The organism is Desulfomarina profundi (assembly GCF_019703855.1).
GTDB lineage: Bacteria > Desulfobacterota > Desulfobulbia > Desulfobulbales > Desulfocapsaceae > Desulfomarina > Desulfomarina profundi.
In genome coordinates this window covers 2,771,197-2,787,702 of sequence record NZ_AP024086.1, presented here as the reverse complement: position 1 = coordinate 2,787,702, position 16,506 = coordinate 2,771,197, and the positions used below count along the sequence as shown (strand labels likewise).

Here is a 16,506-nt window from a genome sequence, read left to right as displayed (position 1 = left end):
GACTTATCTGCAGATATAACCTGCAGTGATGAATCAATGAAATCGTCATGAAACGAGAGGATATCGTCAAAAATCTGCAGCGCTCTGTTCTCTTTCAGAACATCGGGGAGCATGAACTTGCGGCCTATGCGGAACTGGCCCGGGTGCAGTTTTTTTCCCAGGGACAGTATGTGTACAGGGAGGGTGACACCAGCGATATTTTCCATGTGATAGCTGTTGGTGAAGCTGAGCTTGTGCTTACCCGTGACGATGGTGTCGGCCGTATCGTTGGTCGGATAGGTCCAGGTGGACATTTCGGCGAAACCGGTATTCTCACTGGTAAACCACGCTCGGTGGGGGTACGGGCGTTGTGCGATCTGGTTGTAATCTGTTTTGACAAGCGCTATTTCAAGCTGTCTCTCCTGGCAAACCCGGGAATCCACAACCGGCTTGACGCTCTCCTGGCGGAACGGCTGCGGGTGGCCTTTCGTGATCAGATGGATACCGCGGGGGAAGAACGTGGTGGTGGTGTTGATTCGGGTGCGGATGATGTTATTCTTTTCAAGGACAAATCGTTTTCTGCTACCCGTCTCCGTCGATTGATTGACAGGAAAAATGAAGAGATTAAACAATCCCGGACAGCTAGAAAGACCCAGGAGGTGATCGACCGCTTCGCTGCAAACGATGCACCGTACCTTCTGGTGGGGGAAACCGGAACCGGCAAGTCAATTATTGCCAGGGAGATTCATCTCCAGTCGGCGAGGGCCGATGGTCCGTTCAGGGAGATTGACCTGCGGGAATTTGAATCTCCGCGCCTGGAGAGAAAACTGTTCGGCACTGAGCAGAGCGGTTATCCCTTTGCAAGGGCCCGTCGGGCAGGCATTCTCGAGCAGACCTCAGGTGGTACTCTGGTTTTTACCCATGCCCATCTCATGGAGAGCGGGTTGCAGGAACGATTGCTCAAGGCGATTGAAAGCAGTACCTATACCCATATGGATACCGACCGTCTGCTGGCAATGCAGTCCAGGGTTGTTTTTCTTTCGAACCATCCCCTGTATTTTCTGAGCAGTACGGAGAAGTTCATTCCCCGCATGCTGGATCTCCTTGAAAAACAGAACTTTGAAGTTCCACCCCTGCGTCAGCACAAGGAGGATCTTCCGCGACTTATTTCATTTTATCTCGGGAAGTACAGCAAGGAATACGGTAAGAAAATTACAAAAGTAAGCCCGGAAACACTCGGTATTCTTATGAACTATGACTGGCCCGGGAACCTGACCGAGCTGTCGAGTGTCATACGTCGGGCAGTGATGCTGGCCAAAAGGGACGAAATCCTGCCGGAGCAGATTCTTCTTGGTCTGCCCAAGACTGAAGGGAAGTGGGAGTATAATCTCCTGCGTGTGTCATGGGTCGGGAAATTCTTTCGCAGCACTGTCTTTCCCAGGGTACCCCAGGTTATAGTCGGCTTTTTCCTCCTGGTAACTGTTTTGACGCTCTTTTTCGGACCGAAGAATCCTGAGTCCAATGCCGGTCTGACCCTGGGTTGGTACATTGGCTGGCCACTCATGTTTTTTTCTTTCTTTTTTCTGGCCAGAACCTGGTGCAGTGTCTGTACCCTGGCTGTTCCCGGAACAATTCTTCAGAACCTGCTCAGGCCAGGCCGAAAAACACCTCTTTTTATAAAAAAATACTCCGGCTGGATAATGGCCCTGCTCTGTATTGTTGTCTTCTGGGTGGAAATTGTCTGGGATGCATACAACAGTCCTTATCTCACCGGTGGCATTATTCTGATCATAACCATCGGTTCCCTGGTTTCCAGTGTGCTTTATTCGAGAAGGACGTGGTGCCGTTATCTCTGTCCTCTGGGGGCTGTGAACGCGATTTTTTCCATGCCATCCATTGTCGAGCTCCGCGCAAACCGCCATGTCTGTCTGAACCGCTGTAAGGATCATTCCTGTTTTGCCGGTGACTCATTTGTTCCCGGCTGTCCCATGTTCCGCCATCCATACCTGGTCGATAACAATCGGGACTGTATCATGTGTGCCAAGTGTATAAAGAACTGTGATAACAGCTCAATTCAACTGAATATCCGACTAGCTCCCGAAGAGTTGTGGGCCCTTGCCACACCCCGGAACGCCGACAGTTTTCTTGTTGTTTCCATGACCGCCATTTTTTTTCCATTTGCCCTGAAAGATGAGTTTTCGCGCCTGACAGAGTGGCTGGTCTCCGTTTTTTCTGCAGTCGGCCTCGGGGTGCCTGATTTTTTTGCTGCGTCTCTTATCTTTTTTTTCTGTATCTTTATCTTTCAGTCAGGGTATTACCTGATGGTCAGCCTGCAATGTCTTTATGCCAAAATGGATAAGAAACTGCTGCTGCCACTTTTCGGCTATGGCTTTATTCCCATGATTCTTGGTGGGTATCTGGCCGTTCACCTTGAGTTTTTTGTTAGTGGTGCCGGGCGTATTCTGCCCAATGTTCAGGAGTGGCTCGGGCTGCCTTTCAGTTATGAACATATCCGTCTGCTCAGTCAGGACAGTACGGCTGTCTTGAAAACTTTGACTGTGATGGGTGGTTTTTTTGCATCCCTGTATGCCACATACAGAGTGATTGAGCGGGCGCTTGCCGGGGACCCTCTCAGTTCCAAGGCCCTTGTTATTCCGTTTTCGTTTCTTATTATAATTGCAGGACTGTTTGTGTTTATGGTTTGAACCCGGATTTACAGCTGTAAAATGAGAAAATATGGTCTTTGTAGGAAGATTGTCAGAATTGTGGAGTAGAGTGGAGCTCATGGAAAAAATGATAAAGCGGACCTCAATGAGAAAAAGGATGGCGATGATTTTTATTTTTAGAATTTTCCTGATATTTACTGTTCTGGCTTATTCACCTTTACAAACGACTGTTGCCTGTGCGGCGGAAGATAACAATGTACCGGATCTGCTGGCTGATGAGTTTGTTGACGATGATGAATTTGATGAATTCGGTGACCGGGAAGATTTTGAAATAAGTGATCCCCTGGAGCCGATGAACAGGGTATTTTTTGAATTCAATGACAAGTTGTATGACTGGGTTCTTAAACCGGTTTCCGATGGTTACTCCTGGGTGCTGCCCGAAGAACTTCGTGTCTGTATCGGTAATTTCTTTCGTAATATGAGTAGTCCCATACGGTTGTTGAACACATTGCTGCAGGGGATTTTGAGGGTGCCGGAAGGGTTCTCGGCCGGTTTGTCATTAATTCCACTCTCGGTGTATACGGTTTCGGGGATGTGGCTGACCAGGAGTTTGATATGGTGTTTAAAAAAGCGGATTTCGGTCAGACGCTTGGAAAATGGGGAGTGGGGGAAGGAATTTATTTCTGCTGGCCGATTTTCGGACCGTCAAACAGCAGGGATACGGTTGGATTTGTCGTGGATATCTACAGTCATCCGGTACCCTATTTCCATGAAAACCGATATCTTGATTTTGCCTATTACAGTACAACCAGAGTCAATAAGTTATCTCTTCATCCCAATCTGTATGAAGATCTGCGGCGTTTCTCCTTTGATCCCTATATTGCTTCCAGGGAAGCATTTTATGAGTATCGCAGGGCTCTTATCGGTCAAAAATAACTGGTGTTTGAAAAGGGCAAAAAAAATCGGACAGAAAATACAACCTGCGTAAGTTCCGTCCGATTTGGGGGGCATGTTTCTTTTCTCTTTCTTGTAGCAATCTTGATGCCATTTTCGTTTCGGTTTTATTTTTTATTAATTATCTGTTATTTCAGCGTATTATATGGTTTCGTTCCGGGAAAAAGAAATTCTCTAAATATGGCCTTACAACAGTGAGTTTTGTGTTACGTAATTGTGATTTAAATTACAATCTTTGCGATTCGATTTAACCGGGTAAATTAGCCCGCATTTCTCAACCGTTCAGCCGATATCAGGTTCAAAGTTGCCCGAGGTTAGAGGTATCCGAAGGAAGATAATACTGGGCCAGACATTATTTCTAGACTTATTTCATGGTTTTGTGGTAGCTACTAGGAAAGAGGATTGTCGACAACAATTTGATTTTAACGCCTCGTCCATGGAATCAGTAAAATGAAGAAATTTTTTAAATATGGTGTCGTTCCCGTTGTAATAGTTGTTTTTCTCTTTACCGTTACAGTAATTCTCCTTCCTGCTCTCATTAATGTCCGGCAATATATTCCGGAGATAGAGAAGCAGATATCCGCGAGAATCGGCCGGACCTGTTCGTTGGGACCTGATCTGAGCCTGTCTCTTTTTCCCTCCGTGAGTGTTTCTTTTTCCGATTTTTCAATCGGCAATCCCAGAGGCTTTACCAGTGATACTTTTATGAAAATTGATTCGCTGGAAGCAAAAATAAAATTGCTGCCTCTGCTGAAGAAGCAGCTCAAGATCAGTCGTTTTATCGTGGGGGGGCTCAAGGTAAATCTGGAAAGAAACGGAGACGGTCGAGAAAACTGGATTTTTGATAAGGGGTTGACAGAACAGCAGGAATCTGGCTGGTGGCGAGGTCTGTCACTTCTGTTTGAGCAGGGGACAGGTGATCTTCTGGGTATTACTGATGGAGCTGTAACCTGGAATGATGGTGTGAATAACAGAGAATTTCAAATCAGTGATCTGATGCTCCTTCTCAAAGATGTGGCCCCGGACAGCCCTGCATCGCTTGAATGTGTCGCTGCTTTCCGGGGCACTCCCGTAAGGCTTGATGGGACCATCGGACCTTTGAAGTCTCTCGTTCGGCAGAACCGCCTGCCGGTTGATCTTCATCTGAAAATGACGGAACTGTTTAACGCGGGAATAAAAGGACGGCTGATGGTTGCAGACAGGCAGCCCTCGTGGAATATCATAGTTGATATTCCAGCTGTATCTCTCCGGAAAATACTTGAGAAATTTCAATTCAGGCGATTGCTGCAGTTTGCAGATTTTTCGGCTTTCAACTCACTGTCCCTGCGGACTGCAATCAACGGTTCACAGCAACAGATGTCTTTTGAGAACGGTGTCGCCTCGTTTGATGATTCCCGCCTGACGTTTTCTGGATCAGTGAAAAATCTGTTCAACCCTGAAATACAATTTCTTGCAGATATTGACCAGGTTGATCTGGACCGTTATATACAAGCTGGGAAAAAAGCAGATCATACGCAGACGGATCCGGGTGCCGATGGGGGAAAAGTGTCTGGAGTCGGACTGCAGGGGTTTAAAATTGATGGTATTGTCAAGTCGGAGAAACTGATTTTCAGGGGCCATCAGCTTTCATCCGGGATGGTCCACCTTGTTGTTGATGATCATCTGCTGCAGGCAGATCCTCTTTCATTTTCCCTCTATTCCGGAAATGTTCATTCAAAAATCGTTGTTAATTTCCAGGGAGAAGTGCCGGAAACATCATTGAACCTGGTAATGGAAGGGGTTGATATCACCCCCCTGCTTCATGATCTTTTTGGTAGTGAACCTGTTTCGGGCCGCGGCAACATGGCCTTGAACCTCTCCTCCGTTGGCTCCGGTTTTTCAGAAATGCTGACGAATCTTGAAGGTCGGGGAGCCCTGATGCTTGAAAAGGGGATTTTGTCCGGATATGATTTTCAGTCGGTTTTCGGAGAAGGTGAAATGGAAAAGCAGACTGCCGCCGAAGATAGTGAACAGGATGATTCAGATCGCCTGAATACCACATTTACAGAGCTTTCCTCGGAGTTTGTTTTCCACGGGGGAATTCTGGAAAATACCAGTACAAGCCTGCAGACATCTTTTGGGAAAATCGTTGTGGCCGGTGATATTGATTTTACTGGTAGAACCCTGGATCTTCAATTAGTCAGAAGTGATCTTCTCGAGGGTGGAAAGACCACGGCGAATAATAAAAAAGACGGCAGATTTCTCCGTATTGCTGGCAGTTTTTCAGGGGTACGGATTGATCGGGGTGGTGAAAAGGAGAGAGAGACTCCTGTTGCTCCAGGAGAAAAGGTCGATGTTAAAAAGCTGGTGGATGAAAAGCTGCCTTCTCCTGTGGAGGATGATGTGAAGGATCTCGTCGGCAAATCTCTTATTGATCCTGAGATTGTTGCCAGGAGGTTTGGTCTGCAGCCGGAAATTATACGAAGGAAAAAAGAGAAAAAGAAGTTCAGAAAAGGTCGTGGAAAGGTAAGGATATCCCCTTTGAGAAAAGAACCCTTTCTGCAATTGTAACGAAGAATCGCATTTCCGAACAAACACTAACTGTCTTCTTCTCTGCGTCGATCAAAACAGATTGCACTGCCGGTAAACGTCTTGGCCCGTTTTTTCATCTCCACACAGGCATCGTTTACTTCAATATAGGTTGAAAAACGTGTGTTTGAAAGATCAACAACAGCAATGCTGATTGTCATGATCGGATACGTTCTTGGTTCTCCCCGCCTGTTTACGGAAAGGATGGCTTTTCGTTTTCTGTCTTCTTCGCAGTAGAATCCGACGATCCCTTTCTCAAAATTGTCTACAATCAATTTGGTGGTTTTATCCGTGTATTCTGTGGGGATTATCATGACAAAATCATCCCCGCCCACATGGCCGATAAAGCCATTTGGCTTTTCCTGCAGAGCAAGGGCCTGGTGCAGAATATCTGCTGTGAAGAGAATAACCTCATCCCCGTGGGCAAAACCGTATTTGTCATTAAAAGCTTTGAAATTGTCCAGATCCGTATACAGTACACTGTACGCCTCATTTGTCTGCAGACTTTGTTCTACATGTTCGGCGATGGAATTATTACCGGGCAGGCCGGTCATGGGGTTGGCATCCAGGGCGAGGCTGTAGAGACGTTCCAGTTCTTTCATGGCACTTCGCAGTTTGAGGTGATTTCTGATTCGTGCCTTGACAATTGCCGGGTTGAAAGGTTTTGTGATATAATCAATGGCACCCAGTTCAAGACCTTTTGTCTCATCATTCGCCTTTCCATGGACAGAGATAAAGATGATTGGAATCTCACTGAATTCTTTACTGGCTTTGACTGTACGGCAGACTTCGAAACCGTTCATGCCGGGCATGACGATGTCAAGGAGAATCAGATCAGGCGCAACTGACTGTAGGATGTTCAAGCCTTCCCGCCCATTTTTGGCAAAAAAGACGTCATACTCGTTTTCAAGCAGATTGATCAGGATCTTGATATGTTCTGTGCTGTCATCAATGATCAGAATTTTTTCAGTTTCTCTTTTCAGCATTATTACTCTTTTCAGTATGTGTGCTCTGTTCGTTTTTCGGGTCAAAATCCCATTGATTCAGGAGAACAAGGGCCTTTTTATAGTCCAGGCTGTTCACATGTTTTCTGATCTTGATAAACAGAAACCTGTCCTCCAGCTCTAATTGCGGCAGCAGTTTTTCTATAATGGTTATGGCCTTGGAACTGTTCAGGGCAAGGGCATCGGACAACGCTGTGTATTGGGAATGTATTGTTTTTTCTTCTGTAATATCAATTTCTTCGGAAATATCTGCTTTTTCCTGGGCTGCGCTTGTTTTCAGCCAGTCTCCCAGGAGAACACAGGTCGTTTTCGTCTCCACCTCCAGCTGGTTCAGGAGCTTGTCCATGCCGGCAGATCTGTTGTTTTTCACGAGAATCTCAAGTCGTGCGCACTGGGCGGAAATCTTTTCAAGACCAATATTGCCGCAGATGCCCTTGAAGGTATGAATGAGGCGTCCTGTCTTCAGGAGATCGTTTTCAGAAAACGCAGTTTTTATCCGGGTGGGCGTGTCACCGTGCTGGTCGAGAAACATGGTGATCAGTTCCCTGAAGAGGGTAATATTTCCCATGACCCTGTCAATTCCCGCCTTCAGGTTGATTCCCATATCGTCACTAAACTGTTTTTCTTCAGGCGGGGGCGATAGCCGGGGAGTTTTGTCAGGCAGGAATTCTGCGATGGTCGAAAAGAGCAGGTGGGGATCAATGGGTTTGGTGACATAGCCGTCCATGGAAGCCGCAAGGCATTGTTCGCGTACCTGATCCATGGCGTGGGCGGTGAGAGCGATAATGGGGATCTCATTGAGAGGGGAGCGCATTTTCCTTATTTTTGCGGTAGCCGTATACCCGTCCATTTCCGGCATCTGGATGTCCATCAGAATGATATCGAATGGTTGAGCTTCCACAGATTCCAGGATATTGACTGCTTCTGCACCATTATTGGCAATGATGACGCTGAAGCCCTCAGAATGCAGCAGGTTTGCGGCAATCTGTTGATTGATTTCGTTATCTTCCACCAAGAGGATATGACCGCCGTCATGTGTCCTGTTGCCTGTCGAATTTCTCCCCTGGTTATCAGTTGTTTTGGCGGGTTCCGGATGGTTGATATCGAAAGTTTTAAGGATACAGTGAAGGAGTCGTGTGGGTGTAACCGGCCGGGAAAGAAAACTGTCACATTCCACGACAGATTTTGCGGTAAAATGTCTGGAAAGGGATTGCGGACCGGTAACAATAATATCAGGCGATATATTGCCGGGTATTGTTTTGAAATGGGCGAGGGTCCTGAGGGTTTTTCTGGAAAAAGAGTTGCATTCAACGATGAGCAGGTCACAACGTTTTTTCCGGGAAATATCCCTGATAAGAGCTGAGGTTGCATTGATAGTGTCGGAACTGTGGATTTCCAGTCCGAAATGATGAAGACAGCGTTTCAGGGCTGCTGTAGTTTTTGGCCGTTGTGAATGGACTATTACGGTTTTATCCCGCAGCAGAACAGGGGAGTCATAGAAACCGGAAGGGTTTTTCCTGTCGTCTGTTGTTTGAAGGTTGAACCGGACTGTAAACGAAAAAGTTGTTCCGCCGTTTTCGTTCGATTCAACCCATATTTTCCCTCCCATCATTGTCACAAGCTCCTTGCAGATGGTGAGCCCGAGTCCTGTCCCTCCAAACTTGCGGGTCACGGATTCATCCGCCTGGGTGAAGGGCAGAAAAAGAGTTTTAGCCTGTTCCCCCTGGATACCGCTGCCCGTATCCTCAACAGTGAAAAGCAGTTCTACCGTGTCTCCTGCATCTTTTCTCTCCAGGGGAGTGATTGAGGCCACGATATGCCCTTTTTCCGTGAATTTGAATGCGTTGGTAATAAGGTTGGAGAGAACCTGGCCCAGTCGCAGGGAATCTCCGATCAGGTCGGCCGGGGTTTTGCTATCAACCTTGAAGTAGAATTCGAGTCCTGAGTCTTCGCATTTCAGGCTGATCACAGTTGCCAGTTCATCCAGCAGTTGGCGAAGGTCAAAGGGCGCTTTTTCCAGGGTGAGTTTGCCGGCTTCAATCTTGGAGAAGTCAAGTATTGTATTAATAATACCCAGAAGAGACCTGGAAGCGGTGTTGATTTTTTCCAGGTAAATCAGGTGATCGTCATGGTTCCTGCTTTTCAGGGCAAGATATGTAAAGCCGAGAATGGCATTCATGGGAGTGCGGATTTCATGGCTCATATGGGCTAAAAACTGTGATTTGGCCATATTTGATCGTTCTGCGGTTTCTTTTGCCTTGCTCAGTTCCATGGCAAAATAGTTGACGGAGTGCGCGATCTGGCTGATTTCGTCATGCCTGTTGTCCTCTATTGGTTCACCATGGCCAGCCACTTTTTCCAGGACCGACCTGTTCAGAGCGAGCATCCTGTCTATGAGGGTGTATCTGAAATAAAAAAAGGAGAGAGTTGCCAGAAGAATGGAAAGGATGAAGAGAAAAGTGATAATCTGGATGAGTCTCTTGACCTTGTTCGAGAGCATCCTGGTTTTCAGGCCAATTGATGAGGAGAGGTCAAACAGGTTTGCAATACTCGCATCTCCCTTTTCTTCCACAAGATTGATGGCAAAGATATTTTTATTCTTGCACTCTGTGGTTTTCATGATTTGCTGCCGTATTGAAAACAGATAACCGTCTGCCCCGGTGATCTGTTTCTGCAGGTGTGCAATAAGCTGTTTTGCCTTTTTCCGTAAAGGTGGGGAGAAGCTTTCCGCTAGCGTCTGCATAACCCGAAAGCTTTCCTGAAGTTGCCGTTCCAGTGTTTTTACCTTGTAAAGACTCCTGAAGCTGAAAGCTTTACCGCTCTTTTTTATGATTCTGAACGCCGTATCCGTAAAATGATTTATTTTTTCTGTAAATTGAGGTGACGCGGAGGTTTGCAGTGAACTGTGGACAAGGTAACTAGCCCTGTCGAGTTCGAGGAGTGCCTTAAACTTTTCAGTAGTTTCCTTTCTGAGATCAATGCGGGCGGCAACAAGCCTGTTCAGGTCAGCCATGACATTGTCAAGGACTGAGATTCTCTGGTTGTGTCCCGGGATTGCCGTGTCAGGCAGCTGGATTGAAAAATCATCAATACGGATAAACTGTGAGAGAATGTTGTTGTAGGCAATACGCCTGTTTGCATGTGAATCCGCGTTATGGAGGTAGCTGGTCTGGTGGAGCAGCTGGTTGAACAGGATGGACATCTGTGCCTCCCGTGATGAGGAAGGCAGAGCATTTTCGGAAAGATCACTGAGCACCTCTTTGAAACCGAGAAAGCCTACAAGGGAAATTATGGAGATAACGGTAAAGAGAAATCCCGTGAGAAAGAGACCACAGCTGACAGTAGTGGCAATACTTCTTTTTATGGCAAAATCGTTTTTTCTCTGTACAGTACCGGATGCGGACATGGAAATTTATCTCGACGTATGAGCTCCCTTCGTTCTGAAGTTATCGGCAGTGATTTCAACCCAGATGCATGGGAGAGGTTCCGGGTATATTGGTTATGATTTATTGTTAATAAAAATTTTCATTCTTCCATCTGTCCTGGGAGAAATGGTTTTCTGCTCTACAATCCTGTCCCGGACATATTCCCAGAGCAGTCTTCCACCCCGCACTTTTGCCAGATGTTTGCAGTTTTTCAGCACAGAATAGCCGTCACCGCCTCCTGTGAGGTAGTCAAGGGTTGCCATAGTGTAGGATTTTTCGGGATCCAGGGGTTTGCCGGCTACAGTCACTTTGACAACCCGCCTGCCGGGAGGATTTTTTGGATTGTATTGGACAGTCATTCCCGATACATGGGGAAAGCGACCTTTCAGTTCACTGATACCGCTTAATCCGTTTTCAAGGCTTTCGAGAAGCTGCCTGCCGGTTATTTCGATATTGACAACATGATTGCGAAATGGAATCTCCCTGTGGATATCACCTCTGGTGAGTTTACTGCCGGCTGGATATTCCCTGTTGCCTCGAACACCCCCACCGTTTATCAGGGCAATATCCGATCTGTAGAAAGTTCTGATGGTGTCAGCAATATAATTGCAGAATCCGTTTTCCCTGGACCTGACATTGTTCCGACGAGTGTCAATGGGTGTAAGGGTCTCGCCAATCACGGTATTGAGAATACCGGATATCTGCTGCAGATCAGAGGTGATAAGTGCCGCAACCTGATGGTCTTCAGGAAATTCAGCGAGGGAAATGGCTTTGTTTTCATTTGTCCATGAAAACTTGTTTCCGTTGTCCATGAGGGTAATATCCAGCATGGAGACTACGCTGCCGAGATCGTTGAGTTCATAATAATTATCGGATCCCTTGAAGGGAACAATGATGTTGCGGCCGTTGATGAGAATAAAATCCACGATTTTCTGAGTGAGAAGGTAGGGGGCATCCTTTATCTGAAAATCAGCAAGCAGGAAAATAAGGTCGGCACCCTGTTGTCGCAGGAGATGAGAATATTTATAGATGGTTGATCTGGTATCGGCGGGTTTGACCCGTTCAGGCATGTAATCACTGATTACATCAGTATCGACAAGAGCCATTACCCCGATGGAGTAGTGGCCCACTTTGAGAATCAGGGAGGGAAGGACACCTTCAATGCAGCTTCCGGTCAAGGGATCGATAAGGTTGGAATTCAGAAATGGGAAGTTGGCCTCTGTGGTTCGCAGAGTCAGCTCGTCCTCTTTGAAGGTGAATTCGTTTTTGGCAATGGCAAAGAGATCAGGCTCCAGCGTATTGAGGAGGGTGACCATATGCGCTCCGCGGTCAAAAGAAGAGAGAATCGAAGGAGAGAGAGCAGCGCCTCCGTGGAAAAAAAGGACATGTGTATTATTTTGTCGTAAACTATTCAGAAAAGTAGCGAGTTTCGGAAGGTTATTGGGGCGGTTTGTCTGTTTTATTTCTGCCATTCCGGCCGCAAAAACAATTTTAAGATGCTCCAGGGGGCGAGGTTCGGTATTGCCGGCGGCTGGGAACCAAGTGCTGAGAATAATAACCGATATTAATAAAAATTTCATGGAACACTGTCCTTGATCGAAAGTATTTCCTCCTGCTATTCAAGAGGATTCTGTTTTTGTAGAATGTGAATAATAATCAGTATACCGCAGAAAAAATCGTTTGGCGAATCGGCACAGTCATTTTGTCAGATTTAAAACAGACACCACTCCAACTTGGTTGAGTTTCATGGTCAATCAGCTTTTCTTTATTCGACAAAAGAGGATGGCAGGATTACTGTTTTATCGTAAGTGATCAGGGGCACCGCATATTCGCACGGTCGCGATTGCACGAATCTACGGCACCCCTGATCACTTACAGGGGTAAGGTAGATGAAAACACTGAGTTGCAAATCCTGTGACCAGTTACGTTTTATCAGGATGTTTTATTTTAATCAGAAACAGAATTGGAGAGTATATGGATTCCCGTGAAATATTTTTGGAAGCAATTCATTATGAAAAAAAGGTAAGAGACCTCTATTTTTCGGCAGTGGAAAAGGTGGATGACAAAAGGGGAAAAGCATTATTTCAGACTCTTGGGGATGATGAACAGTCCCATATAGATTTTCTTGAATACAGCCTGGAAGTCCTCCAGTCCGAAGGGGTTATTGATGTAACAAAACTGAACACACCCATACCGGCCAGAGAGAAAATAGAGGAACAGATTCAGACCATGTCCGCCGAAATTCCTGAAAAGATGCTCGGAGATGTGAAGCGGCTGCTTGACGCGGCACTGAAACTGGAGATAGAGACGAGCAATTATTATAAAAAAGCCAGTGAAAATGCCGAGGGCAGGATAAAAGAAGTGCTTGAAAAATTCCTGGAGATTGAAAACCGCCATATTGATATCGTCCAGATTGAACTGGACCATGCCCAGAAGAGCGGTCACTGGTTTAATTTCATGGAGATCAGTATGGAGGTTGAATAGTCCGGGATTTTTTGTCACTCTTTAAGGATACCTTCTTTCAGAGTGAGGCGACGATCCATTCTGTCTGCAAGATCATTGTTATGGGTGACGATAATAGTGGCCAGTTCCCGCTCACGGCAGAGGTCCTGGAACAGGTTAAAGACAAGATTGCCCGACCTGGAATCCAGGTTGCCCGTGGGTTCATCAGCCAGAACCAGGGCCGGCTTCATGATAAGTGCCCTGGCCAGGGCTGTGCGCTGCTGTTCTCCACCTGACAGTTCGCTGATTTTATGGTGCAGCCGGTGGTTCAGCTCCATTCGTTCCAAAAGTCTGCGGGCTGCCGGTATCATTTCTTTCCTGTCGTGACCGGCAATAAGAGCCGGCATCAGGACATTCTCCAGGGCCGTGAAGTCGGGCAACAGGTGATGGAACTGGAAAATAAAGCCTAACGATCTGTTTCTGAATTCGGCCAGTTCCTGCTGGTTTTTCCTCGTCAGATCCTCCCCATTGAAAAAAAGACTTCCTGTGGTTGGTCTGGCCAGGGTGCCGAGAATCTGCAGCAGGGTGGTCTTGCCGGAGCCTGAAGCCCCGGTGATAGCCGTCATTTCACCCCGTTCGATGTTGATGGAGAGGTTATTTAATACGGTAATTTTTGTATTTCCCGAACGGTATATTTTGGTGATGTCCTGAGCAAGAAACAGTCCCATTATGACAGTACCTCTGCAGGTTGTACGGTGGAACCTTTCCAGGACGGATAGAGGGTCGCCAGCAACGTGATGATAATGGAACTGACGGCGACAATGGTCACGTCCATGGGCAGTACCTTGATGGGCAGGGTTGTCATGGGATACACATTGGACGGCAGCTCTATAAACTTGTAGCGGGAGAGCAGTTCGCAGAGGGAGAGTCCGCCGATCACCCCCAGGGTTGTTCCGGTAAGTGCAATCACCAGGCCCTGGATAAAAAATATTTTCATGATTGAGCGCGACGTGGCACCCATGGACTTGAGAATGGCGATATCCCGGCTTTTTTCCATTACCACCATGACCAGGGCGCTGATGATGTTAAGCGCGGCCACCAAAATGATGAGGGCCATGCAGATAAACATGCCGATTTTTTCCAGTTTGAAGGCGGCAAAGAGATTGTGGTTCATCATCATCCAGTCCTTGGCGATAAAGCCCATTCCCAGTTTCTTTACAATGTTTTCCGCAATCCGGTCCGCGTGGTCAAGTTCCTTTTCCGTGACTGTCACCTCAATACCGTGGGCAATATCTCCCAGGCCGAGAAACTGCTGGACATCGGCAAGAGACATGTAGGCAAGGGTGGAGTCATATTCATTCATGCCGCTTTTAAAAATGCCGGATACTCTGCACGTTTTCACCTTGGGGATAATACCCATGGGGGTGAGTGGTCCCGAGGGTGAGATCAGCCTGATTCTGTCCCCCATGCCCACCCGCAGTTCCGCCGCAAGTGTCCTGCCGAGAATGATATTGGGCAGTCTCGGGTTGTCATTTTGAGTCAGGTCGAAGATGGAGCCCTGGATCATCTGGCTGGCAAGGCCCACAACATTTTCCGCACTTTTGGGATCCATGCCGCGAAGGACTACCCCGTTGCCTCCGCTGGCGCTGCTGAGCAGGGTCTGGGCATAAAGATAAGGGGTGGCACCTGTGACATCCTTGACGGAGAGTATTTTTTTCCGCACTTCCCGGTAGTCGCTGATTTTCCCCCCGAGTTGCTGGACGATGATATGGGAATTAACCCCGAGGATCTGATCACGCAGCCCCCCCGTAAAGCCGGAATATACAGCCAGGACCACAATAAGAGCGATAACCCCCACCGTAATTCCTGCCACGGAAATAAAGGAGATAAGGGAGATGAAACCATGCCTGTGTTTTGCCCGCAGGTACCTGAGTCCGACAAACCATTCAAACATATCAATCTTTTAGTGCTTCCGGTTTGAGGTGGGGAAAAAGAATGACATCGCGGATTGATGGGGCATCGGTGAGCAGCATGACCAGCCGGTCTATCCCGATTCCTTCCCCTGCCGCCGACGGCATACCATATTCGAGTGCTCTGATGTAATCATGGTCAAGAACAGGGTGGATCTCGTCGTCATCTCCACGATTGTCTATCTGCTCCTTGAACCGCTTATACTGGTCCCGCGGGTCATTGAGCTCACTGAAGGCATTGGCCAGTTCGCGGCCGGTGATAAACAGCTCAAAGCGGTCGGTGACTGTGGGGTCGTCTTCGTTTCTCCTGGCAAGGGGGGATACCTCAGTGGGATAGGATGTGATAAAGGTGGGATCTATCAGTTTTTCTTCAACCAGCAGTTCAAAAAGTTCCGTTTTGGCCTTACCGGGGCCTGCCTGCCCATCAAGCTGGATACCATTTTCCGCGGCAAGAGCCATGACCTTGTCATCATTGGCAAGATCGGCCTTATTTATTCCTGCCACTTCCACCAGGGCTTCATCCATAGTCAGACGTTTCCAGGGAGGGGCCAGGTTGACAGGGGTGCCCTGGTAGCTGATTTCCATGGTACCGTTGACCTGTTGACAGATCGAGGAGATCATCTCTTCCGTGAGGTCAATGAGATCTTCGTAGGTGGCATAGGCCTGGTAGAACTCCAGCATGGTAAACTCGGGATTATGACGGGTTGAAAGTCCTTCATTCCTGAAATTTCTATTGATTTCAAAAACCTTCTCAAAACCGCCGACAAGCAGCCGTTTCAGGTACAGTTCGGGAGCGATGCGGAGGAAAAGATCCATATCCAGGGCATTATGATAGGTCTTGAATGGTCTGGCCGTGGCACCACCGGGTACCGGTTGCATCATGGGGGTTTCCACCTCCATGAAATCACGGGCATTGAGAAATTCGCGGATAAGCCTGATGATTTGCACTCGCTTTCTGAATGTTTCCCGGCTCTCCGGAGTGACGATGAGATCCACGTAGCGTTGGCGATAGCGGGTTTCAACATCGGTTAACCCATGCCATTTTTCAGGCAGAGGCCGCAGCGATTTGGAAATCATGGTGATTTCCGTAGCAGCCAGGGAGAGTTCGCCCACCTTGGTTTTAAAAAGGGTGCCTGTGATGCCGACAATATCACCGATATCCCATTTTTTAAAGGTCGCGAATATCTCATCCCCCAATGTGTCCTTTTTTACGTATATCTGGATCTGTCCTGTCGAATCGCTGATATGACAAAAGGCGGCCTTGCCGAATTTGCGCATGGCCATGATACGCCCGGCTATGGAATAGATTGGGCTGCCCTTCTCTTTCTCCTGGGCCTGGAGGGTTTCTCCCCTGGGTAAAAGCTCTCTAATGCAATTTTTGGGAGTAAAGGAGTTGCTGTAAAGCTTTACGCCTGTGTCTTCAAGGGACTCGGCTTTCTCCCGGCGCTGTTTCAGGGTCTGATTATCTTGGTTTTGACTCATAACGATTGGATTTCAG

Annotated in this window: 9 protein-coding genes and 1 pseudogene; 4 read left to right on the top strand and 6 right to left on the bottom strand. The window is 47.4% G+C overall.

Annotated elements, in window-relative coordinates:
- Positions 1-47: 47 nt before the first annotated feature.
- From LO777_RS12850 to LO777_RS12840, 3 genes and pseudogenes are all read left to right on the top strand, one after another.
- Positions 48-2,684: a sigma 54-interacting transcriptional regulator gene (locus LO777_RS12850; RefSeq protein WP_228854291.1), complete on the top strand. Its 2,637-nt coding sequence runs from the start codon at positions 48-50 to the stop codon at positions 2,682-2,684.
- 31 nt (positions 2,685-2,715) lie between these two features.
- Positions 2,716-3,581: pseudogene (locus tag LO777_RS21090) on the top strand (MlaA family lipoprotein).
- Positions 3,582-4,049: 468 nt separating this feature from the next.
- Positions 4,050-6,149 carry an AsmA family protein gene (locus tag LO777_RS12840; protein WP_228854290.1) on the top strand — a complete coding sequence of 700 codons (2,100 nt, stop codon included), beginning with the start codon at positions 4,050-4,052 and terminating at the stop codon, positions 6,147-6,149.
- 26 nt (positions 6,150-6,175) lie between these two features.
- Here LO777_RS12840 and LO777_RS12835 read toward each other — a convergent pair whose 3' ends face one another.
- The 3 genes from LO777_RS12835 to LO777_RS12825 form a co-directional block, all read right to left on the bottom strand.
- Positions 6,176-7,153, bottom strand: coding sequence for a GGDEF domain-containing response regulator (locus LO777_RS12835; protein WP_228854289.1), 978 nt, complete (start codon positions 7,151-7,153; stop codon positions 6,176-6,178).
- Positions 7,134-10,577: a response regulator gene (locus tag LO777_RS12830; RefSeq protein WP_228854288.1), complete on the bottom strand. Its 3,444-nt coding sequence runs from the start codon at positions 10,575-10,577 to the stop codon at positions 7,134-7,136. The genes LO777_RS12835 and LO777_RS12830 overlap by 20 nt, the downstream gene beginning before the upstream one ends.
- A gap of 93 nt (positions 10,578-10,670) precedes the next feature.
- The gene (locus tag LO777_RS12825; RefSeq protein ID WP_228854287.1) at positions 10,671-12,176 is read right to left on the bottom strand and encodes a bifunctional metallophosphatase/5'-nucleotidase; all 1,506 of its coding nucleotides are present in this window, start codon (positions 12,174-12,176) and stop codon (positions 10,671-10,673) included.
- A 394-nt stretch (positions 12,177-12,570) separates the two neighbouring features.
- Here LO777_RS12825 and LO777_RS12820 point away from each other — a divergent pair, with 394 nt between their 5' ends.
- Complete coding sequence (locus tag LO777_RS12820; RefSeq protein ID WP_228854286.1) at positions 12,571-13,080, top strand: rubrerythrin; 510 nt, start codon at positions 12,571-12,573, stop codon at positions 13,078-13,080.
- A gap of 14 nt (positions 13,081-13,094) precedes the next feature.
- On the opposite strand, the gene LO777_RS12815 is transcribed toward LO777_RS12820, so the two are convergent.
- The 3 genes from LO777_RS12815 to lysS are packed head-to-tail and all read right to left on the bottom strand — an operon-like array spanning position 13,095 to position 16,490.
- Positions 13,095-13,769 (bottom strand): ABC transporter ATP-binding protein, encoded by a 675-nt coding sequence (locus LO777_RS12815; RefSeq protein ID WP_407929147.1) that lies wholly within the window; start codon positions 13,767-13,769, stop codon positions 13,095-13,097.
- Positions 13,766-14,992: a lipoprotein-releasing ABC transporter permease subunit gene (locus LO777_RS12810; RefSeq protein ID WP_228854284.1), complete on the bottom strand. Its 1,227-nt coding sequence runs from the start codon at positions 14,990-14,992 to the stop codon at positions 13,766-13,768. Before LO777_RS12810 ends, LO777_RS12815 begins: the two co-directional genes overlap by 4 nt.
- A 1-nt stretch (position 14,993) precedes the next feature.
- A complete protein-coding gene (gene lysS, locus LO777_RS12805) occupies positions 14,994-16,490 on the bottom strand; it encodes a lysine--tRNA ligase (protein ID WP_228854283.1) in 1,497 nt (498 codons plus the stop codon).
- Between the last annotated feature and the right edge of the window lie 16 nt (positions 16,491-16,506).